The 21,285-nt window shown below is 70.0% G+C and carries 16 protein-coding genes; 13 read left to right on the top strand and 3 right to left on the bottom strand.

The features are described from left to right. The first annotated feature begins 41 nt into the window (after positions 1 to 41). The 13 genes from DIE16_RS15425 (at position 42) to DIE16_RS15485 (ending at position 15,142) form a co-directional block, all read left to right on the top strand. Entirely contained in the window at positions 42 to 524 is a 483-nt protein-coding gene (locus DIE16_RS15425) for a VOC family protein (RefSeq protein WP_124521102.1), read from the top strand. 1 nt (position 525) lies between these two features. After that, positions 526 to 1,752, top strand: a complete 1,227-nt coding sequence (locus DIE16_RS15430) for an FAD binding domain-containing protein (protein WP_124892614.1) — start codon at positions 526 to 528, stop codon at positions 1,750 to 1,752. 107 nt (positions 1,753 to 1,859) lie between these two features. Further along, entirely contained in the window at positions 1,860 to 2,219 is a 360-nt protein-coding gene (locus tag DIE16_RS15435; RefSeq protein WP_124892616.1) for a DUF485 domain-containing protein, read from the top strand. After that, positions 2,216 to 3,862 carry a cation/acetate symporter ActP gene (gene actP / locus DIE16_RS15440; protein WP_124892618.1) on the top strand — a complete coding sequence of 549 codons (1,647 nt, stop codon included), beginning with the start codon at positions 2,216 to 2,218 and terminating at the stop codon, positions 3,860 to 3,862. The genes DIE16_RS15435 and actP overlap by 4 nt, the downstream gene beginning before the upstream one ends. A gap of 29 nt (positions 3,863 to 3,891) precedes the next feature. After that, entirely contained in the window at positions 3,892 to 5,037 is a 1,146-nt protein-coding gene (locus DIE16_RS15445) for an amidohydrolase family protein (RefSeq protein ID WP_124892620.1), read from the top strand. A gap of 146 nt (positions 5,038 to 5,183) precedes the next feature. Then, positions 5,184 to 6,308, top strand: a complete 1,125-nt coding sequence (locus DIE16_RS15450) for an FAD-dependent monooxygenase (RefSeq protein WP_124892622.1) — start codon at positions 5,184 to 5,186, stop codon at positions 6,306 to 6,308. Positions 6,309 to 6,961: 653 nt separating this feature from the next. Further along, positions 6,962 to 8,245 carry a cytochrome c gene (locus DIE16_RS15455; RefSeq protein WP_124529621.1) on the top strand — a complete coding sequence of 428 codons (1,284 nt, stop codon included), beginning with the start codon at positions 6,962 to 6,964 and terminating at the stop codon, positions 8,243 to 8,245. After that, the gene (locus DIE16_RS15460; protein ID WP_044847105.1) at positions 8,242 to 8,742 is read left to right on the top strand and encodes a (2Fe-2S)-binding protein; all 501 of its coding nucleotides are present in this window, start codon (positions 8,242 to 8,244) and stop codon (positions 8,740 to 8,742) included. The genes DIE16_RS15455 and DIE16_RS15460 overlap by 4 nt, the downstream gene beginning before the upstream one ends. Continuing rightward, positions 8,742 to 11,003 (top strand): molybdopterin cofactor-binding domain-containing protein, encoded by a 2,262-nt coding sequence (locus DIE16_RS15465; protein ID WP_124646368.1) that lies wholly within the window; start codon positions 8,742 to 8,744, stop codon positions 11,001 to 11,003. The genes DIE16_RS15460 and DIE16_RS15465 overlap by 1 nt, the downstream gene beginning before the upstream one ends. A 71-nt stretch (positions 11,004 to 11,074) precedes the next feature. After that, complete coding sequence (locus DIE16_RS15470; RefSeq protein WP_044847103.1) at positions 11,075 to 11,992, top strand: LysR family transcriptional regulator; 918 nt, start codon at positions 11,075 to 11,077, stop codon at positions 11,990 to 11,992. Positions 11,993 to 12,133: 141 nt separating this feature from the next. Beyond that, on the top strand, positions 12,134 to 12,466 hold the full coding sequence (locus DIE16_RS15475) for a hypothetical protein (RefSeq protein WP_124488027.1): 333 nt from the start codon (positions 12,134 to 12,136) through the stop codon (positions 12,464 to 12,466). A 184-nt stretch (positions 12,467 to 12,650) separates the two neighbouring features. Beyond that, complete coding sequence (locus DIE16_RS15480; RefSeq protein WP_044847102.1) at positions 12,651 to 13,868, top strand: MFS transporter; 1,218 nt, start codon at positions 12,651 to 12,653, stop codon at positions 13,866 to 13,868. A gap of 161 nt (positions 13,869 to 14,029) precedes the next feature. After that, positions 14,030 to 15,142, top strand: a complete 1,113-nt coding sequence (locus DIE16_RS15485) for an alkene reductase (protein WP_124646369.1) — start codon at positions 14,030 to 14,032, stop codon at positions 15,140 to 15,142. A 249-nt stretch (positions 15,143 to 15,391) separates the two neighbouring features. Here DIE16_RS15485 and DIE16_RS15490 read toward each other — a convergent pair whose 3' ends face one another. The 3 genes from DIE16_RS15490 to DIE16_RS15500 all read right to left on the bottom strand — a co-directional run bounded on the left by DIE16_RS15490 (position 15,392) and on the right by DIE16_RS15500 (position 21,116). Further along, positions 15,392 to 16,063: a phosphohydrolase gene (locus DIE16_RS15490; RefSeq protein WP_124488029.1), complete on the bottom strand. Its 672-nt coding sequence runs from the start codon at positions 16,061 to 16,063 to the stop codon at positions 15,392 to 15,394. 79 nt (positions 16,064 to 16,142) lie between these two features. Continuing rightward, positions 16,143 to 18,035: an amidohydrolase gene (locus DIE16_RS15495; protein WP_124892711.1), complete on the bottom strand. Its 1,893-nt coding sequence runs from the start codon at positions 18,033 to 18,035 to the stop codon at positions 16,143 to 16,145. Between the two features lie 165 nt (positions 18,036 to 18,200). After that, entirely contained in the window at positions 18,201 to 21,116 is a 2,916-nt protein-coding gene (locus DIE16_RS15500) for a winged helix-turn-helix domain-containing protein (RefSeq protein WP_124892713.1), read from the bottom strand. Positions 21,117 to 21,285: the final 169 nt, after the last annotated feature.

Genomic DNA, 21,285 nt, shown 5'->3' on the forward strand with positions numbered 1-21,285 from the left:
ATCGAACGATAACTTATCGACTGATAAACACGAGGTGTCCCATGCCTGTATCCAGACTTGCGCACTACTCGATCCGCACGCTCGATCTCGAGAAATCGTGCCGGTTCTATGAACGCGTGCTCGGCTTCAAACGCGGCTATCGTCCGCCGTTCGACTTTCCGGGCGCGTGGCTCTACAAGGGCGGCGACGAAGCCGACTACGGCATCGTCCACATCATCGGCGTCGATCCGTCCAATCCGGACGGCCTTGCCGCCTATCTCGGCGACAAGCCGCTGCCGGCCGCCGGCACCGGGACCGTCGACCACATCGCGTTCCTCGCGACCGGCGTCGAGGCGACGTGGCGCACGCTGCGCGCCGAGAACATCCCGTGGCGCGACCGCACGGTGCCGAGCCTCGGTCTGCACCAGGTCTTCATCGAGGATCCGTCCGGCGTGACGATCGAACTCAACTTCCCTGCCGCCGAGGTCGAGGGCCTCGCGCTTCCCGACGCGGCCGCATCGGCTGGCGCATCCACCGGAGACTGACATGAACAACATCAGTGCAAGCAAACGCAAGGCCGCCATCGTCGGCGGCTCGCTGGGCGGGCTGTTCGCAGCCAACCTCCTGCTGCGCAACGGCTGGGACGTGGACGTCTACGAGCGGGTGCCCGAGGCGCTGTCGGGCCGTGGTGCCGGCATCGTCACGCATCCGGAACTGTTCGACGTGATGCTCGCCGCGGGCGTGCGCATCGACGCGTCGATCGGCGTCAAGGTCGAGTCGCGCATCACGCTGTCGCAGGACGGCGCCGTGGAATCGGAACGGCGCTTGCCGCAGACGCTCACCGCGTGGAGCAAGATGTACCACGTGCTGCGTGCGGCGCTGCCCGATCAGCACTATCACGCGGGCGCCGTCGTGACCGACGTCGCGGACGGGCCGGAGCACGCGTCTATCACGCTGTCCGACGGCTCGGTCGTGCATGCCGATCTCGTCATTGCCGCCGACGGGTTCCGCTCCGCGATCCGCGAGCGGCTGCTGCCGGACGCGCAGTTGCAATACGCGGGCTATGTCGCATGGCGCGGGCTGGTCGACGAAGCCGCGCTGTCGGAAGCGACCCACGCGAGCCTGTTCGACAAGTTCGCGTTCGGCTTGCCGCCGCACGAACAGATCCTCGGCTACCCGGTCGCCGGCCAGGGCAACAGCACGCAACCCGGCGAGCGCCGCTACAACTTCGTCTGGTATCGCGCGACGCGCGAAGACACCGACCTGCCGAACCTGCTGACCGACGAGACCGGCAAGCTGTGGGCCGGCGGCATTCCGCCGACGCTGATCCGGCGCGACGTCCTCGCCGATCTCGAGGACGCGGCCCACGCGCTGCTCGCGCCGCAGTTCGCGGAAGTCGTCGCACGCGCGACGCAGCCGCTGTTCCAGCCGATCTACGACCTCGAAGTGCCGCGCATGGCGTTCGGCCGGATCGCGCTGCTCGGCGATGCCGCGTTCGTCGCGCGGCCGCACTGCGGAATGGGCGTCACGAAGGCGGCCGGCGATGCGCTCGCGCTCGTCGCGTCGCTCGCCACGCGCGCCGACACGCTCGACGCGCTGTGCGAATACAGCGAGACGCGCACCGCCTTCGGCGTCGCGATCGTGCAGCACGCGCGCCATCTCGGCGCGTACATGCAGGCGCAACTGAAAAACGACACCGAGCGCGAAATGGCCGAGCGCTATCGCACGCCGGAAGTCGTGATGCGGGAAACCGCGGTGCCGCCGCATTTCTGAGCCGCATTTCTGAGCCGCATTTCCGAGCCGGGCACGGGCGGGCGCCGCGCACGAGACGCGCGACGCCCGACGCCCGGCCGCGACATTCGATCCATCGAGGAGACACCGTGAACCATCCGCTTCCAGCCACCGCCGGCACCGCGCCCGCGCATGACTCGCCGGCGCAGCCCGCCCATCCGCTGCTGCGCGACGCCCGTTTTCGCGCGCTCGTCAGGCGCAGAAGGCTGCTCGCCTGGTCGCTGACCGTCGTCATGCTCACCCTCTATTTCGCGTTCATCCTGACGCTCGCGTTTTCGCCGACGCTGCTCGGTCAGCCGATCGTGCCGGGCCGGCCGACGCCGTGGGGCATCCCGGTCGGCTTCGGCATGTTCGTCGTCACGTTCGCGCTCGTCGCGCTGTACGTATTCCAGGCCAATTCGGTCCACGACGCGCTCGTCGCGTCCCTTCGTCACGGAGACACGCCATGAAACGCCTGCTTCTCGCCGCGATCGCCGCCGCCGGCACGGCACCGGCGTTCGCGGCCGGCCCCGCGGCGATCGCACACGGGCACAACCCGGTCGCGATCGGCATGTTCCTGCTGTTCGTCGCATCGACGCTCGTCATCACGCGCTGGGCCGCGCGCAAGAACCACAGCGTGGCCGACCACTATGCGGCCGGCGGCCGGATCACCGCGTTCCAGAACGGCTGGGCGATCGCCGGCGACTACATGTCCGCGGCATCCCTGCTCGGCATTTCCGCGCTGGTGTTCACGAGCGGCTACGACGGCCTGATCTATTCGGTCGGCTTTCTCGCGAGCTGGCCGATCATCCTGTTCCTGATCGCCGAGCCGCTGCGCAACCTCGGCAAGTACACGCTCGCCGACGTCGTGTCCTATCGCCTGCGGCAACGGCCGATCCGCGCGTTCGCGGCGTCGAGCTCGATCGTCATCGTGCTGCTGTATCTCGTGTCGCAGATGGTCGGCGCGGGCAAGCTCGTCGAGCTGCTGTTCGGTCTCGACTACACGGTCGCGGTGCTCGTCGTCGGCGTGCTGATGGTCGTCTACGTATTCTTCGGCGGGATGCTCGCGACCACCTGGATCCAGATCATCAAGGCCGTGCTGCTGCTCGCCGGCGCGGCGTTCATGGCGTTCATGGTGCTCGGCCGTTTCGGATTCAGCCTCGACGCACTGTTCGCGCAGGCAGTCAGCGTGCATCCGAAGCATGCGGCGATCCTGCGCCCCGGCGGCCTGGTCTCCGATCCGGTCTCGGCGGTGTCGCTCGGCCTCGCGCTGATCTTCGGCACGGCGGGCCTGCCGCACATCCTGATGCGCTTCTTCACGGTCGGCGACGTCAAGGCTGCCCGCAAGAGCATCCTCCATGCGACCGGCATCGTCGGCGTCGGCTACGTGCTGATCGTGATCATCGGCTTCGGCACCATCGCGCTCGTCGCGCCGGACCCGCACTACCACGACGCGTCCGGCGCCGTGACGGGCGGCGCGAACATGGTGGCGATCCACCTCGCGCACGCGGTCGGCGGCAACGTGTTCCTCGGCTTCATCTGCGCGGTCGCGTTCTCGACCATCCTCGCCGTGGTCGCCGGACTCACGCTCGCGGGCTCGTCGGCGATCTCGCACGATCTCTACGCGAACGTGCTGCGCCGCGGACGCGCATCCGACCAGGAGGAAATGCGCGTGGCGCGCGCGACGACCGTGGTGCTCGGCGTGCTCGCGATCCTGCTCGGCATCGCGTTCGAGAAGCAGAACATCGCGTTCATCGTCAGCCTCACGTTCTCGATCGCGGCGAGCTCGAACTTTCCGGTGCTGCTGCTCTCGATCTACTGGCGCGGGCTCACGACGCGCGGCGCGGTGCTCGGCGGCCTGCTCGGGCTCGCCACCGCCGTCACGCTCACGGTGCTGAGCCCGACCGTGTGGGTGACGGTGCTCGGTCATGCGCATGCGGTCTATCCGTACGAATACCCGGCACTGTTCTCGATGGCGGCGGCGTTCGCCGGCGTCGCCCTGTTCTCCGTCACCGATCGCTCGGCCCGCGCGCGACACGAGCGTGCGCAGTTCGACACCCAGCTCGTCGCGTGCGAAATGGGCACCACAACGGGCATCACGCAACGCGGCTGAGCCGCACGATTCGAAGGGCCGACATCCTCATGAGACATCCCACGTTGACCTGCACCTGCTGCCCGTCGCCGGCCCGGCGACGCCTGCTCGGCACGTTCGCCGCGCTCGCCGGCACGGCCTTGGCCGGCCGTTCGGCACCGGCTGCCGCAACCGCGAGCACGCCGGCCGCATCGGCCACCGCGCCGCTGCAGCGGCCGCGCGCGATCGACATCCACGCGCACTACTACCCGGAAAGCTTCTGCAATCTGGTCGGCGGCGAAGGCAAGCGCTTCGGCGGGTCGTTCACGTGCGACGACGCGTCGTTCACGTTCCGCACGCCCGCCGGCGGCCTCGGCCCGCTGCCGATGAAGTTCATCGACGTCGATGCGCGGCTCACGGACATGGATGCGTCCGGCGTCGACGTCCAGGCGCTGTCGCTCAGCGTGCCGATGGCGTACTGGGCCGACCGGCCGTTCAATGCGAAGCTCGCGCGCGACTGGAACTCGGCCGCGTCGCGCGTCTACGAGCGGCATCCGACGCGCTTCGTCGTACTCGCGACGCTGCCGATGCTGAACGCGACCGACGCGATCGACGAACTCGAGCGCGCCGCGCAGCTGCCGGGCGTGCGCGGCGTGTACATGGGCACCAACATCGACAATCGCGATCTCGACGACCCGCTGTTCGCACCCGTCTTCGCGCGCATCGCGCAACTGAACCTGCCGGTGTTCCTGCATCCGCAGCAAACGGTCGGCGGCGCACGGCTCGGTGACTTCTATCTGAGCAACCTGCTCGGCAATCCGTTCGACACGGCGATCGCGGCCGCGCACCTGATCCTCGGTGGCGTGCTCGATCGCCATCCGGACCTGCACTTCACGCTGCCGCATGCCGGCGGCGCGTTGCCGATCGTCGCGGGGCGCCTCGACGCGGGCTGGACCGTGCGCCCCGAAACGCGCCGGCTCGCGCAGAAGCCCAGCAGCTATCTGCGGCGCTTCAGCTACGACACGGTGTCCCACTCCGGGCCGGTGCTGGACTTCCTGATCGCGAACGTCGGCATCGACCGGCTCGTGCTCGGCAGCGACTACTGCTTCGACATGGGTTACGAACAGCCGGTCCGCTTTCTCGACCGGCTCGACCTGAGCGCGGACCAGCGCGCGCTGATACTCGGCGGCAATGCGGGGAAGCTGCTGCGGATCTAGCGCGATCGGGCCGCCATGTCGCGCTCCCGCGACGACGCTTGCACGATCGGCGCAGCCCGCCGGCCGACATGCCATCATCCGGCGAGCCGTCGGCACGCCGCGCAGCCGGACCGCCATGCCGCTTTTCCAACAAGGAACCACGCAGAATGAAGATAGTCATTGCCGGCGGGTCGATCGCCGGTCTCGCGACCGCGCTGACGCTCGATTGCATCGGTCACGACGTGACGGTCTACGAGCGCTCGCCGTCCCCGCTGCGCGGCCAGGGCGGCGGCGTGGCCGTGCTGCGCCGGATGATGGCGTTTCTCGAACAGCATGGCCGTCATTGCCGGCAGATGATCAGCGTGCCGACGCGTCGGCGTCGCTGGATCGAGCGCGACGGCAGCGTCACGCGGGACGAACCCGAAATGCTGCCGTTCTCGTCGTGGGACGCCGTCTACCGGTCGCTGTGCGACACGCTGCCGCGCGGACGCATCCGCTATGGCCGCGCGGTCAGCGGCTTCGAGCAGGATGCCGGCGGGGTCGACGTGCACCTGGGCGACGAACGCATCCGCGCGGACGTGCTGATCGCCGCCGACGGCGCGGGCTCGAGCCTGCGCACGCGCCTGTTTCCCGGCCATGCGCCGTCGTTTGCCGGCTACCTCGCGTGGCGCGGCATCGTCGACGAAGCCGGCTTCGAGCCCGCCGCGATCGCGCCGCTGATCGAGAACATGACGCTTCACAAGGCGCCGGGCGAACTGTTCATGGCGTTCCTGATTCCGGCGCTCGACGGCTCGCTCGTGCCGGGCACGCGCCGCTTCAACTGGCTGTGGTATCGCAACGAAGCCGATCGCGCCGCGCTGCGCCGCCACCTGACCGACCGGAACGGCAACGTCCATCATGCGTCCGTGCACCCCGGCATGCTTGCCGACGAGACCGTTGCGTCGCTGCGGCAACTGGCGCAAGAGCGCTTGCCGGCATCGCTGTCGCAGCTGGTGCTCGCGACACGCGCGCCATTCAATCAGGCGATCTTCGACGTGCTGAGCCCCGCCTTCGCCGACGGTCGCGTCGCACTGGTCGGCGATGCGGCCTGCACCGTGCGCCCGCACACGGCATCCGGCACATCGAAGGCGGCGGGCGATGCCGTGTCGCTCGCGCAAGCGCTACCGGCCGACGCGTCCGATGTCGTCGAGCGGCTCGCGCAATGGTCGGCGCGGCGGCGCGAGGAAGTGACCGCGTTGCTCGAGAAAGGGCCGCAACTCGCCGCATCGTTCGGCCTCGGCTCGCCGCGCTGAGGTCATTGCATGATGTTCCGTGTTTCCTTTCTGCTTCGTTATCCTGACCTTGTGGCATCGGCGGCCGCGTTCTTCGACGGAACCTGCCCGGTTGATGCCGCACGGCGCGGCCATTGCTGCGCCGGCCTGTTTTGCCACGCGCATCATTCGACCCGCGCACGGCTGCAAGAAAGTGGTCGCCGCCGGCAGGGTCGAAGGTGGGCGACTTCACGTTCGTGCTGCTCGCGCCGGCGCTGGCGCCGCTCGCGCGCAAGTCACGGCCGGCGTGTGCGCGTGCGCCGCCCGTCACCGTTCAGAACGATTCAGCGCGGCTTCAGGAATTGCCGCCGACGCCAGCGTAGACTGCCTCCATCAATCGCCGCGCGGCCTCTGGCCCGCGCGCCCCACCCCAGGAGTGACGACATGATTGCCGCCGCGAATCGCTGCGGCCGGACAGGCCTCGCATGGCCGGATCGATCGGCGATGCCGCATCGCCATCCGGCGGCCCCGGCTGCGACATCCACCGCCGGCACGCGCTGTCCAGGCCGCGCACACCGGCCCGCGCGCTACGCCACACCGGTGCGCGCCGCAGCGGGCAACCGGCCTGGCCGGCGTCCGTTCCCGTGCCACGCCGATTGCATGACGCCGGATGAACCGGTTCGCGCGGAGTACGCATGAAGCACAAAAGACTCTGGTTCGGCGCGGCGGTTGTCGCGGTCGTCGGTCTCGCGGTCGCGATCGGCATCATGGTCCGGCCGTCGATCGCGCCGGTCGATCCGCCCGCGCGCACGTCTTTCGATCCGCAGCTCGTGCGCGCGGGCGCACGCGTCGTCGCGCTCGGCGACTGCGTCGTGTGCCACACCGCGAAGGACGGCAAGCCGTTCGCCGGCGGCCTGCCGCTCGCGACGCCGTTCGGCACGATCTACGCGACCAACATCACGCCGGATGCCGACACGGGCATCGGCCGCTGGTCGCAGGCCGCGTTCGCGCGGGCGCTGCGCAGCGGCATCGCCCGCGACGGCCATCCGCTCTACCCGGCGTTTCCGTACATCCATTTCACGCGGATGTCCGACCAGGACATCGAGGCCGCATACGCGTACCTGATGACGCGCGAACCGGTGCAGACGAAGACGCCGGCGAACGACCTGATCTTCCCGCTCAACTTCCGGCCGCTGGTCGCGTTCTGGAACGTGCTGTTCCTGCGCGAGGGCGCGTACCAGCCCGATCCGTCGCAATCCGCGCAATGGAATCGCGGCAAGATGCTCGTCGACGGCCTCGGGCACTGCGCGTCCTGCCATTCGCCGCTGAACGCGATCGGCGGCGAACAGGCCGGCAAGGCGTTCGACGGCGGCATCGTCGACGGCTGGGACGCGCCGCCGCTCAACACGCTCGGCAACGCGGCCCGGCCGTGGACGCAAGCGCAACTGGTCACGTACTTGCGCACCGGCCGCGCGAGCGAGCACGGCGCGGCTGCCGGACCGATGCTGCCGGTCACGCGCGATCTCGCGACGGTGCCGGCGGAAGACGTCGAGGCGATCGCCGCGTACATCCTGTCCATCCAGAAGCCTGCCGCCGCGCGTCCCGCAACGACGGCCGCCACGGAACACGGCCCGACGACGCCGGCCGCGCAGCGCGGCGCCGTACTGTTCCAGGCGTCGTGCGCGCAGTGTCACGGGCCGGTCTCGCCGATGCAGTCGATCGGGGAGCGGCCGACGCTCGCGTTCAGCACGGCCATCCATGCCGACACGCCGCGCAACGCGATCCAGATGATGTTCAACGGCATCGGCTGGCATGGCGAGGACACGCTGAACTACATGCCGTCCTACCTCGACCAGTACGACGACGCGCAGATCGCGGATCTCGCCGCCTACCTGCGCGAGACGTATTCCGATCGCCCCGCATGGAGCGGCATCGACACCCTAGCCGCGAAGCTCAGAAAGGAGGACCGCGCACCATGATCGCCCTCACCGTGAACGGCGTGCGGCACACGCTCGACATCGATCCGTCGACGCCGCTGCTGTACGCGCTGCGCAACGACCTGCACCTGCACGGCGCGAAATTCGGCTGCGGCCTCGGGCAATGCGGCGCATGTACCGTGATCGTCGACGACAAGCCGATGTTCTCGTGCCTGATTCCGGTCGCCGCGCTCGGCGAGCGCCGCGTCAGAACCGTCGAAAGCCTCGGCACGGCCGACCATCCGGGCAAGCTTCAACAGGCGTTCATCGACCACCAGGCGGCGCAGTGCGGCTACTGCATCGCGGGCATGATCATGCGCGCGCAGGCGCTGCTCGAACGCAACCCGAAACCGACCGAACGCGAGCTGCGCACCCACATGGAACCGAACCTGTGCCGTTGCGGCACCCACATGCGGATCCTGGCCGCCGTGCGCCAGGTCGCGGGCCTGCCGGAGCCGGAACCGTCCGCCGCGCCGGTCATGATCAGCAAGGGAATCTGATGAACGCACCCGACGACATCGACGAAGGCCGCCGGCACTTCATGGTCTCCGGCGCGCTCTTCGTCGCGTTCAGCCTCGCGCCGGCCGCGCGCGCGGCCGCCGAAGTCGTGATCGCGGACGAAGGCGCCGCCGTCCACGTCGCCAAGGCCACCGAAACGCTGGCCGGCAGCCTCAAGACCAACCCGCTGCTCGACGCGTGGATCAAGATCGCGCCCGACGGCAAGGTCACCGTGTTTACCGGCAAGGTCGAGCTCGGCACCGGCGTGCGCACCGCGTTGCTGCAGGTAGCCGCCGAGGAGCTGAACATGAAGCCCTCGCTGATCACGTTCCTGACCGCCGACACCGGCGCGTCGCCGGACGAGGGTCTGACGGCCGGCAGCCACACGATGGCGGACAGCGGCTCCGCGCTGCTGAACGCCGCCGCGCAGGTGCGCGGGCTGCTGGTCGACGGCGCGGCGAAGCAGTTCGGCGTCGATCCGCGCACGCTCACCGTCGCCGATGCCGTCATCAAGGCGCCGGACGGTCGCACGATGCGCTACGGCGACGCGGTGCGCATCGTCGACCTGCACCGCAACGCGACGCCGACCTCGCCGCTGAAGCCCCCGGCCACGTTCACCGTGATCGGCACGTCGCTGCCGCGCGTCGACATCCCGAACAAGGTCACGGGCGGCGTCAGCTACGTGCAGGACATGGAACTGCCGGGCATGCTGCACGCGCGCGTCGTGATGCCGCCGGTGTACGACGCGGCACTGCAGTCGTTCGACGAAGCCGCGATCCTGAAGATGCCGGGCGTCGTGCGGATCGTGCGCAACGGCAGCATGCTCGCGGTCGTCGCGCATGGCGAATGGCAGGCGGTCGTCGCGCAGCGCGCGCTGGCCGCAAGCTGCCGCTGGTCCGGCGGACGCACGCTGCCCGATCGCGCGACGGTCCACGCGGAGCTCAAGCGGATCGCGACCCAGCGCATCGAAATCGCCAACACGCATGCGCCCACCGCGCCTGCGACGAAGACGCTGTCCGCCACGTTCCTGAAGAACTACCTGCTGCACGGCTCGATCGGGCCGTCGTGTTCGGTCGCGCATCTCGAGAACGGCACGCTGACGGTGTGGACCCACTCGCAGGGCGTGTACCCGCTGCGCGACGCCCTTGCCGAGATGCTGTCGCTGCCGAAGGCGAGCGTGCGCTGCATTCACACCGAGGGTTCCGGCTGCTACGGGCACAACGGCGCGGACGATGCGGCCGCGCATGCGGCGCTGATCGCGGCGGCGATGCCCGGCAAGCCGATCCGCGTGCAATGGATGCGCGAGCAGGAACATACGTGGGACCACTTCACGCCGGCGATGGTCACCGAGCTCAGCGCGTCGCTCGACGCGGGCGGTCGCATCGTCGACTGGAACTATGCGCTGTGGAGCAGTTCGCACAACGAGCGCATCGTCAACGCCGGCCGGCTGCTGCCCGCGCGGATGCTCGAGCCGCCGTTCGTGTCCGCGCCGTCGACGCCGATGCTGCAGCCCGAGGGCGGCGGCGATCGCAACGCGATCCCGCTCTACGCGCTGCCCAACATGCACATCGTCAACAACTTCTCGCCGACGATGCCGCTGCAGACTTCCGCGATGCGCTCGCTCGGCGCGCACACCAACGTGTGGGCCATCGAGAGCTTCATGGACGAGCTCGCGCACGCCGCCGGCGTCGATCCGGTCGAATTCCGCCTGCGCCACATGCAGGACCCGCGCGCGCGGCAGGTGATCCAGCTCGCCGCGGCCCGGTTCGGCTGGCCGCGGCCGCCGCGCGCGCGCAATCGCGGCGTCGGCTTCGCGTTCGGCAAGTACAAGAACCTGATGGCCTACGTCGCGATCGCGGTCGAGATCACGGTCGAGCCGGAGACGGGCCACGTGACGCTCGATCGCGCGGAAGTCGCGGTCGACGCCGGCCAGGTCGTGTCGCCGGACGGCATCCGCAACCAGATCGAGGGCGGCATCGTGCAGGCCGCCAGCTGGACACTGTACGAGGCGCTGAAATACGATACGCAGCGCATTCGCAGTTTCGACTGGAGCAGCTATCCGATCCTGCGGTTCGGCTCGGCCCCGCAAAGCATCAAGGTGCATCTGATCAATCGCCCCGGTGCGCCGTTCCTCGGCGCGGCCGAGGCGTCGATGGGGCCGACCGCGGGCGCGCTGGCCAACGCGATCTTCGACGCGACCGGCCAGCGCATGCGCGAAATGCCGTTCGCCGGCGATTCGCTCAGGAAACGGATCGACGCATAGCCGCACCTCACAACCGACCGCGCCGGCACGGACCGGCGCTGGCAACCCGACAGGCTGGAGATTTCTGAACGATGGATACCTTGCTTTCGATGCGCGTGTTCACGCGCATCGTCGAGACGGGCAGCTTCACGCGCGCGTCGGACACCACCGGGCTCACGACGCCGCGCGTGTCCGCGCTGCTGAGCACGCTCGAACAGCATCTCGGCTGCCGGCTGCTGAACCGCACGACGCGCCGCATCTCGCTGACCGAGGACGGGCAGGCCTATTACGAACGCTGCGTCGGCGTGCTGCGCGAGATCGACGACATGGAAGCGGCCGTCTCGCAGGCGCGCAACGTGCCGCGCGGCCGCCTGAAGGTGAACCTGCCGCCGGCGATGGCGAAACAGATCATGGTGCCCGCGCTGCCCGAATTCCTCGCCGCCCATCCGGGCATCTCGGTCGAACTCGGCGTGACGGACCGGCAGATCGACCTCGTCGGCGAAGGGGTCGACTGCGTCGTGCGCATCGGCGCGCTCGACGACTCGGGGCTGGTCGCGAAACGGATCGGCAGCCTCACCACCTGCACCTGCGCGGCCCCCGCGTATCTCGAGCGCTGCGGCGCACCCGATACGGTGGACGACCTCGCGCAGCACATCGCGGTCAGCCACATGTCGGCCGATACGGGCCGGCCGCGGCCGTGGGACTACGTCGTCGACGGCGAGACGCGCATCATCCAGATGTGCGGCACGGTCGCGGTCAACGACGCCGACACCTACATCGCATGCGGCGTCGCGGGGATCGGCCTGATCAAGACCTCGCTGTACCTGGTCGAGCCGTACCTGAAATCGGGACGCCTGCGCGAGGTGCTGACCGATTTCAACACGCCGCCGCGGCCGATCTCGATCCTGTATCCGCCCAACCGGCACACGCCCGTCAAGCTCAAGGTCTTCGTCGACTGGCTCGCCGGCCTGTTCGCGCAGATCCCGACGCTGCAGGGCCAGCGAGGCTGAAGGCCACCCGCATCGCGCAGCGCATGAATCAAGTGATTTAAGGCGGCGTTTTAGGACAATTCAGCCCGCGCGATCCAGACTGGTTTCATGGGCTTCGCGATCCGCGATATCCGCGCCGGAGGCCCGCGACGAGAGGCCATCATGAAGATCGCGATCGCCGGCGGCTCCATCGCGGGCCTGGCTGCCGCCGTCACGCTGAATTGCATCGGCCGCGAGGCCGCCGTCCACGAACGTCGCGACCGGCCGTCGCCCGCTCAGGGCGGCGCGGTCGCGGTACTGCGCCGCCTGACCACCTTTCCCGACACGCACGGCGAACCGTTGCGCGGCCATCTGGCCGCCCCCGGGCGTCCGCCTGCGCGCTCGCGTCGGCCAGGCTCGCCGCCACCGGCGTCCACCTGCGCGCCCGCCGCGGCCGGGCTCGCCGTCACCGGCATGCGGTTCGCGGCCGATCCCTGCCGCGGCGGACGCGCATGACGCCGCCCGCGATCCGCCCCCTTTGCGCGCCGCGCAATGCTCGATTGCGCGGCGGCCGTATTCCCTTGTTATCGATCGATCAATAATCTTGACGGCAATGCGGCGGCTTCCGTTTCGCCGCGACCCACACCGCATCATCCGCCCGACGACCGGGCACCCGACATCTCTTTCGAAGGAGTCGACCATGTCAGCAGAATCCACCCCGCTCGCGCCCCAGGGGCACGCGGCCAAGCTCACGCAGGGCCTCATCCTGCTGTTCGCGTTCAGTTGCGGCGCGATCGTCGCGAACCTGTACTACGCGCAGCCGATCACCGAACTCATCGCACCCAGCCTGCACATGTCGGGCGAAACCGCGAGCCTCATCGTGTCGCTGACGCAGATCGGCTACGCGCTCGGCCTGTTCTTCATCGTGCCGCTCGGCGACCTGCTCGAGAACCGCAAGCTGATGATCACGACCGCCGTCGTGTCGATCGCGAGCCTCGCGGCGGCGGCGATGGTGCATACGCCCGGGCCGTTCCTCGCGATCTCGCTGCTGATCGGCTTCAGCTCGGTCGCCGTGCAGATCCTCGTGCCGCTCGCCGCGCACCTCGCGCCCGATCATTCCCGCGGCCGCGTGGTCGGCACGATCATGAGCGGGCTGCTGCTCGGCATCCTGCTCGCGCGCCCGCTGTCGAGCGTGGTGGCCGACGCGTTCGGCTGGCGCTTCGTGTTCGCGGCCGCCGCCGTGCTGATGACGCTCGTGACGGCCGTGCTCGCGCTGACGATCCCGTCGCGCCAGCCCGATCACCGCGCGACCTATTTCGAACTGATCGGCTCGCTGCTGCATCTGGTCCGCACGATGCCGGTGCTGCGCCATCGCGCGTTCTACCAGGGCCTGATGTTCGCGTCGTTCAGCCTGTTCTGGACCGCCGTGCCTGTCGAGCTCACGCGTCACTACGGCCTGTCGCAATCGGCCATCGGCCTGTTCGCGCTGGTCGGTGCGATCGGCGCGACGTCGGCGCCCGTCGCCGGCCGCCTCGCGGATGCCGGGCACACGGTGCGGGCGACGCTGATCGCGCTGGTCGCGGGTGCGCTGTCGTATGCGGTTGCACTGGTCCACGGTGCCGGGCTGTACGGCCTCGTCGTCACCGGCATCGTGCTCGACTTCGCGGTGCAGATGAACATGGTGCTCGGCCAGCGCGAGATCTACGCGCTGCATGCGGCGAGCCGCAACCGCCTGAACGCGCTGTACATGACCAGCATCTTCGTCGGCGGGGCCGTCGGCTCCGCGCTCGCGAGCCCGCTGTACGAGCATGGCGGCTGGCCGCTCGTCGCGGCCGTCGCCGGCGCGTTCCCGATCGTCGCGCTCGCCCACTACCTCGTGATCGGGCGGCCGCACGCGCAACGCCACGCCCAGGCTTGAACCGGCGCCGGCACCGGTTCACGCGCGAATCCCGAGCGGGCGCTTCGCGCACCGGAATGCTGCCGGCACGTCATCTCCGATTTTCCGCAGCGCCAGCCGCCGCACCGGCCGCAACCGGACGACATGCGGCGGCGCCCTGCTCCACTGAAGAGGAATCCTTCATGTCTTCCCTGCTCAGCCACTACGATCTGCGCGGCCTGCCGCTTCCCAACCGTATCGTGATGGGGCCGATGACGCGTTCTCGCGCGCCTTCGCGCGGCCAGCCGACCGCGCTCATGGCCGAGTACTACGCCCAGCGCGCATCCGCCGGCCTGATCGTCACCGAAGCGACCAACGTCAGCCCGGCCTCCGCGGCGTTCGAACTGACGCCCGGGCTCGTCACCGACGAGCAGGCGGCCGGCTGGAAACAGGTCACCGACACAGTTCATGCGAACGGCGGGCGCATCTTCGCGCAGCTCTGGCACGGCGGCCGGGTCAGCTCGCTGACGCTGCTCGGCGGCGAAGCGCCGCTGTCGCCGTCCGGCGTCAACGACGATCTCGAACAGCTGCAGGTGTGGGCGCAGTTGCAGAACGGCTACTACACGAAGATTCATGCGACGCCGTCGCGCGCGATGACGACCGACGAGGTCGCCGCGACGGTCGAGGAATTCCGCCAGGCGGCGCTGCGCGCGAAGGCGGCCGGCTTCGACGGCGTCGAGATTCACGCGGCCAACGGCTACCTGCCGCACCAGTTCCTGTCGTCGACGCTGAACCGCCGCGACGACCGCTACGGCGGCTCGCTCCCGAACCGCGCGCGCTTCCTCGAGGAAATCGTCGACGCGGTGGGCGGCGTGCTGCCGCTCGACCGGGTGGGCGTGCGCATCTCGCCGTACGCGAAGTACAACAACGTGCGCGACGCGGATCCGGATGCGACGTATGCGTACGTCGGCCGCATGCTCGACGAAGCCGGAGTCGCGTATCTGCACGCGGCGGACACCAACGGCTGGAGCGGCGAGCCGGACCTGCCGCGGATCGTCGCCAACACGCGCAACGCGTATCGCGGCACGCTGATCGTCAACGGCGGCATCGCGCCGGAGGCCGCGAATGCGCTGATCGATGCGGGTGATGCCGATCTCGTCGCGTTCGCGCGCGCCTACATCGCGAACCCCGACCTCGTCGAGCGCATCGCGGCGAAGGCGCCGCTCGCCGCGCCGAAGCCGGTCGGCTGGTATGGCGGCGACCGCGCGGGATACGTCGACTATGCGCGTCATGACGCGGCGGGCGCGAACGTTTGAACGTTTGAACGTTTGAGCGTTTGAGCGTTTGAGCGTTTGGGCGTTTGGGCGTTTGGGCGTTTGGGCGTTTGGGCGTTTGGGCGTTTGGGCGTTTGGGCGTTTGGGCGTTTGGGCGCTTGGACGCTTCGACGCTTGGACGCTTGGACGCTTGGACGTCTGAGCGCCTGAGCACCTGAACGCCCATGCACCGCAACAGCGGCCAAGCTGCCGCCGCGGCAAGCTCGCGCCGCCGGCTCCGGAACGAAGCCGTCAAACGTCCTTCCAGCGCGCGCCCAGCACGCGCCCGCAGAAATTCGGCCGCTGAAAATCCGGGTCGGCACGCTCGAGCACATCGGCACTCCACGTGCCGAACGTCGACGCCGGCCGGTGCGCGACGCCACGTGCGACCGCATCGAGGAACGCGTCACCGAACCCGTCTTCGCGCGGATACGCGGCGAGCAGCGCCCGACGCTCGTCCACCGAATACGCGTCGAAGCCGCTCGCCATCAGGTCCGCCGCCACAGCCTCGGCCAGCGCGCACGCCAGCGGCGAGACGCGCGCGGCCACACCGGGTGTCGTATGCAGCGCGATCGCGCGCCACACGTCGTCGCGCTGGCGCTGCGACGTGTGATGCCGCAGCAGGAACGCGTGCGCGGCATCGGCGCTGTCGACCTCGTAGCGCGCGCTCGAGCGGCAATAGGCGGGGCTCAGCCCCATGTTCGCGTACATCGCGGCCACGTACAGCGCATCGGCATCGAGCGTCTCGCCGGCACGGCGCGCGGCAAGCGACGCCAGGACGAACACCCGGCATGCGTGACCGGTCAGCACCGGCGGCAACGATGCACACGCCGCTTCGGCCGCTTCGATCGCCATCGGCGTCCGCGGAATGCGAACGCCGGCGACTTCGTCATCGGCGGGTGCGCACGTCGGCGCTCCACTCATCTCGTCTCCTTCTGCCCCGCGCCGGGGCGGAAAATTGTCTGTTCATCGGGCCGCACGCGCCGGCCCGCCGACCTGCCGCCTACGAGGCGACGCCGGGATAACCGAATGCTTCGCACTGCTCGACGACTTCCCGCGCAGCCACCTGCAGGCGCCGCGCGAAACGCACCGCGGGGCCGCGCACGGCACCGGCGTCCGCGCGGGCGGCATCCGCGCTGCCGCCGCCCGCCGCGCGCAGCGACGCCGCCGCGGGACGGCGCCGGCCGAAACCGCCGAATTCGACCACCGGCGACCACGCGGGGCTGACCGGCAACGGCGGCGGCGCCAGCGGCGCGAACTCGTCGGCCGCATGCACGACCTTGCCGCCGACGACGGTCAGCACCGAGGAGAGCGTCTTGATCTGCGCCTCGTCGATCGTGAAGTAGTCGTCCGTCAGCACGGCGAAATCCGCGTACTGGCCGGGCACCAGCGCGCCCTTGCGATCGTCTTCGTTCGAAAACCACGCGCTGCCGACCGTATAGCGGCGCAGCGCTTCCATCCGGCCGAGCCGGTTCCATTCGGGATAAAGCGCCGTGCCGCCGACGGTGCGCCCGGACACCATCCAGTACAGCGACAGGAACGGGTTGTAGCTCGCGATGCGCGTCGCATCGGTACCCGCGCCGACCGGCAGCCCGGCCGCCAGCATCGCGCGGATCGGCGGCGTGCGCGCGGCCGCTTCCGCGCCGTAGCGCGCGATGAAGTACTCGCCCTGGAACGCCATCCGGTGCTGGACCGTCACGCCGCCGCCGAGCGCGGCGATGCGCGCGATGTTCGCATCCGAGATCGTCTCGCAATGATCGAAGAACCAGCGCAGCCCGTCGAACGGCAGCTCGCGGTTCACGGCTTCCAGCACGTTCAGGAAGCGGCCGATCGATTCGTCGTAGGTCGCGTGCAGCCGGAACGGCCAGCGGTGCCGCACCAGCAGCCGGACCACGGCGGCCAGTTCCGCCTCGAGCGCGTCGGGCAGGTCGGGGCGTGGTTCGAGAAAATTGCCGAAATCGGCCGCGGAATACACCAGCAGTTCGCCGGCGCCGTTCATCCGCAGGAACGCGTCGCCGTCGCCGGGCTTGGCCAGCGTCACCCACCGCGCGTAGTCGTCGAGCTCGCGCCCCGCCTGCTGCACGAACAGGCTGTACGCGATGCGCACCGTCAGTTCGCCGCGCTTCGCGAGCGCCATGACCGCCGCGTAGTTGTCCGGATAGGCCTGGAAATCGCCACCCGCGTCGATCGTGCTCGTCACGCCGAAACGGTTCAGTTCGCGCATGAAATGCCGCGTCGAATTGATCTGGTCGTCGTGGCCGAGCTTCGGCGCGCGCTCGAGCACCGCATGCAGGATGCCCATGTCGGGGCGCGCGATCAGCATGCCGGTCGGCCGGCCGAGGCGATCGCGCTGGATCTCGCCGCCGGGCGGATCGGACGTGTCGCGGCCGTAGCCGATCGCGCGCAGCGCGGCCGCGTTCAGCAGCGCGCTGTCGCCCAGGTGCAGGATGAAGACCGGCGTGTCGGGCGCGATCGCGTTGAGCTCGGCCACCGTCGGCCCGCGCTTTTCCGCGAACTGGAATTCGGTCCAGCCGCCGACCACGCGCACCCAGTGCGGCGCGGGCGTGCGCAGCACCTGGCGGCGCAGCATGCCGAGCGCGTCGGCCAGCGTCGGCACGCCGTCCCAGCGCAGCTCGAGGTTGAAGTTCAGGCCGCCGCGGATCATGTGCAGGTGCGAATCGTTCAGCCCCGGGATCACGGTGCGGCCGTTCAGGTCGATGCGCGGCGTGCCGTCGCGCGCATGGCGCAGCACGTCGCGGCCGCTGCCGCTCGCGAGGATCCGGCCGTCCTTCACCGCGAGCGCGGTCACGAACGACTGCCGCACGTCCTGCGTCGCGATCTTGCCGTTGTAGACGATGAGGTCCGCCGCTTCGGCGAATGCCGTCGTGTCGAGCACCGTCAGCCCCCCCTGCTCGCGCCGAACGCCGGCATGCGGCCGCACGCGGCATGCACCCGGTTTGACGATACACCGACCATCCCTTCCCCCTTGAACATTGCACGATCAGGCCGCCGCGCCGCGGCGCGCGGACGCGACGGCGCCCGGCGCGGGCCCGGCACGCCGTTACGCCGCCGACTGCATCGCATCCGCCGCCTCGCGTCGCCTGCGCGTCAGGCCCGTCGGCGCAGCCGTCTCCGGGCGAACGAAGTTCTGCAGGCGCGCCAGGCGGCGCACGTCGAACGCCCGCGATTGCGGGTCGACATGCCCCGACAGGTCGGCCACCAGCGACGACGCCTGCGCGGTGCGCCCGCGCTCGATCAGGTGATCGGCCAGGTCCAGCGTCGCGCGCAGCGCCCACATCGCGGCACCCTGGCCGTTCGCCGCATGAATCGCCATCAGCAGGTGACGGTGCCCGTCGGCTTCGCACGCGATCGCGAGATCCGGGTCGGCGGTGCGGGCCTGTTCGAGCGTCGCCAGCCCCCTCGCGCGCAGCAGTTCCGGCACGAACAGATGCTCGCCGTGCGCGCGGCAGCGCGCGAGCGTCTCGTCGAGCTTCGTGCACGCGTCGGCCGCGCGGCCCGTGCGCGTCAACCCTTCCGCGTAGGCGACGACCAGTGGCGCGAGCAGGCGCCGGAAGCCGCTCGCTTCGATGCGCCGCAGCGCGGGCTCGAGCCGCGCGAGCCCGGCGCCGGGATGGCCGGCCTGCATGTCGAACTGCCCGGCGAGACACTCGGCATGGCTGCGCCAGATGTCGAAGCCGTGCGCATCGGCGGTCGAGCGCAGCGTCTCCAGATAATCGGAAATCGCGTCATGATCGCCGTAGGACAACGCCATCGGCACGGCCGCGGCGCCGAGCACGACGCACAATGCCGGCGCTGAGCCGCTGCGGCGCGCGGATTCGACCGCCTGCGCAGCCAGCCGCATCGCATATTCCGCATCGCCCTGCAGCCAGACGAGCCGCGTCAGCATCGTCCGGCCGAGCGTCGCGACGTCGATGCCCAGCGCCGCCTGAGCACAGGGCGGCTCGCCGGCGACGGCCAGCTCGGCCGTCGCCGCCTCCAGCCGCTCGCGCGCCTGCGCATGCTCGCCGAAGTAATGCAGCGAGGTCGCGACCATCGCGTCCGCCAGCAGCCGCTGCGGCCGGTCGCCGCGCCGCTCCGCGGCCCGCTCGAAGCGCGTCGCGTAGCGCAGCGATTCATGAATGTCGGAGCGCGTCAGCATCGTGTTCCACAGCCCGACCAGCGCGCGCGCGTCGAACGCCTCGTCGCCGATCCGGCCGGCGAGACCGAGCGTCCTGTCCCACGTCGCGGCGGCCGTGTGCGTATCGCCGTCGGTATGCAGCAGCGCCGCCGCGTAGGCCGCGCGCAGGCGCATCTCGCGTGCCGCGTCGACGGCGCCGTGGGCGCCGGCATCGAGCGTGTCGAGCGCGCGCCTCGCCGGGATCGAACTTTCGCGCATGCGCGCCGGCTCGAGCAACGCATGCGCCAGCGCGTCGATTTCCGCGGCCGGCGGCCCGGCCACCGCGAGTTCGCGCAGCGGCGCGATGCCCGCGCCGGCACCCAGGCTGGCCGCATGCGCGGCCTGGGCCTGGGCCGCCATCGCGGCATCCGCCTGCTCGTGTTCGTAGCGCGCATGACGTGCGGCGACCGTGTCGAACTCGCCTTCGTTGTGCAGTTTTTCGAGCGCGTACGCGCGGGTCGATTCGGTCAGCCGGTAGCGCGCCTGCGCGCCGTTGAACTCGACGGTCACCAGCGACTTTGCGACCAGCTCGCCGAGCAGCGCGATCATTTCGGCGGACGGCATGCCCGGGTCCATCGCGACATCACGCGCGGCATCGAACGTAAACGGGCCGACGAAGCAGGCCATCCGGCGAAACAGCGACCGCGCGGCCGCATCCAGCAGCACGTAGCTCCAGTCGAACGTGGCGCGCAGCGTCTGGTGGCGCGGCAACGCCGAGCGCAGCCCGCCCGTCAGCAGGTTCAGCCGGTCGTCGAGACGCGCCGCGACGACCTCGAGCCCGAGCGTCGCGACCCGCGCGGCGGCCAGCTCGATCGCGAGCGGCAGCCCGTCGAGGCGCCGGCAGATGTCGCCGATCAGCCGCATGCCGGCCGCATCGACCGCGCAATCGGGCGTGGCCGCGCGAATCCGCGCGAGGAACAGCTCGACGGCCGAATGGCGCGCGATCTCGTCGACGCCCGCATCGGCGTCCGGCACCGCCAGCGGACTCACGCGAAACACGGCCTCGACCGAGATATGCAGCGGCTCGCGGCTCGTCACGAGCACGCGCAGCGGCGCGGCGTGCGACGTCAGCGTTTCGACGAGGTCGGCCGCCAGGTCGACGACGTGCTCCGCGTTGTCGAGCACGAGCAGGCCGCGCGACGCGGCGAAGGCCTCGCCGATCCGTTCGACGGCCGGCACGCCATCCGCGTCGAGCCCGAGTTCCGCGCCGATCGCGCGCAGCACGTCGTCGCGCGTCGCCGCGCGCGCCAGTTCCACGAACAGCACGCGCTCGCCGGCGCGGCCGCGCAGTTCATGCGCGACGCGCTCGGCCAGGCTCGTCTTGCCGATGCCGCCCGCGCCCACCAGCGTGACGACCGATGCCCGCTCGAGCATGTCGACGATCTGCCCGATCTCGGTCTGACGCCCGACGAGCGGCGCCGGATGGGGTGCCGCGGCCGGCTCGGGCCCAACCTCGGGCCCAACCTCGGGTGCAACCTCGGATGCGCGCGGTGCCACCGCGTGCGCGACCGGCGGATGCGCGATCAGCAGGTAGCCGCGGCCCGGCACCGTCTTGATCAGGTCGCGGTTCGGGCCCAGCGCCTTGCGCAACGTCGCGACGTGCACCTGCAGCCGGTTCTCCTCGACGATCAGGCCCGGCCACACCGCGTCCATGATGTCGTCCTTCGATACGAGGGAGCCGTTCGCGCGATGCAGTACTTCCAGTATGTCGAGCGCACGCGCGCCAATACGCAACGACGCACCGTGGTCGCGTATGTCGCGCTGCTCGAAATCCACCGACAAATTCCCGATCTGGATCATGGCCGCCTCCAGGTTCCCCACGATGACCGCCATGTGAACACGCGGTTCACCGGGGCGGGAGTCCGCGCCCGGCTGCACGGCAGGCGGGCGCAAAGTCTCAAAAAGTGGCCCGAGTCTAAACGCCATATCGATAAAAATCTTGAACGAAAATGCACTGGCGCCCGCCGCC

Origin of the sequence: Burkholderia sp. Bp9090 (assembly GCF_003857985.1) — a bacterium.
Taxonomy (GTDB): domain Bacteria; phylum Pseudomonadota; class Gammaproteobacteria; order Burkholderiales; family Burkholderiaceae; genus Burkholderia.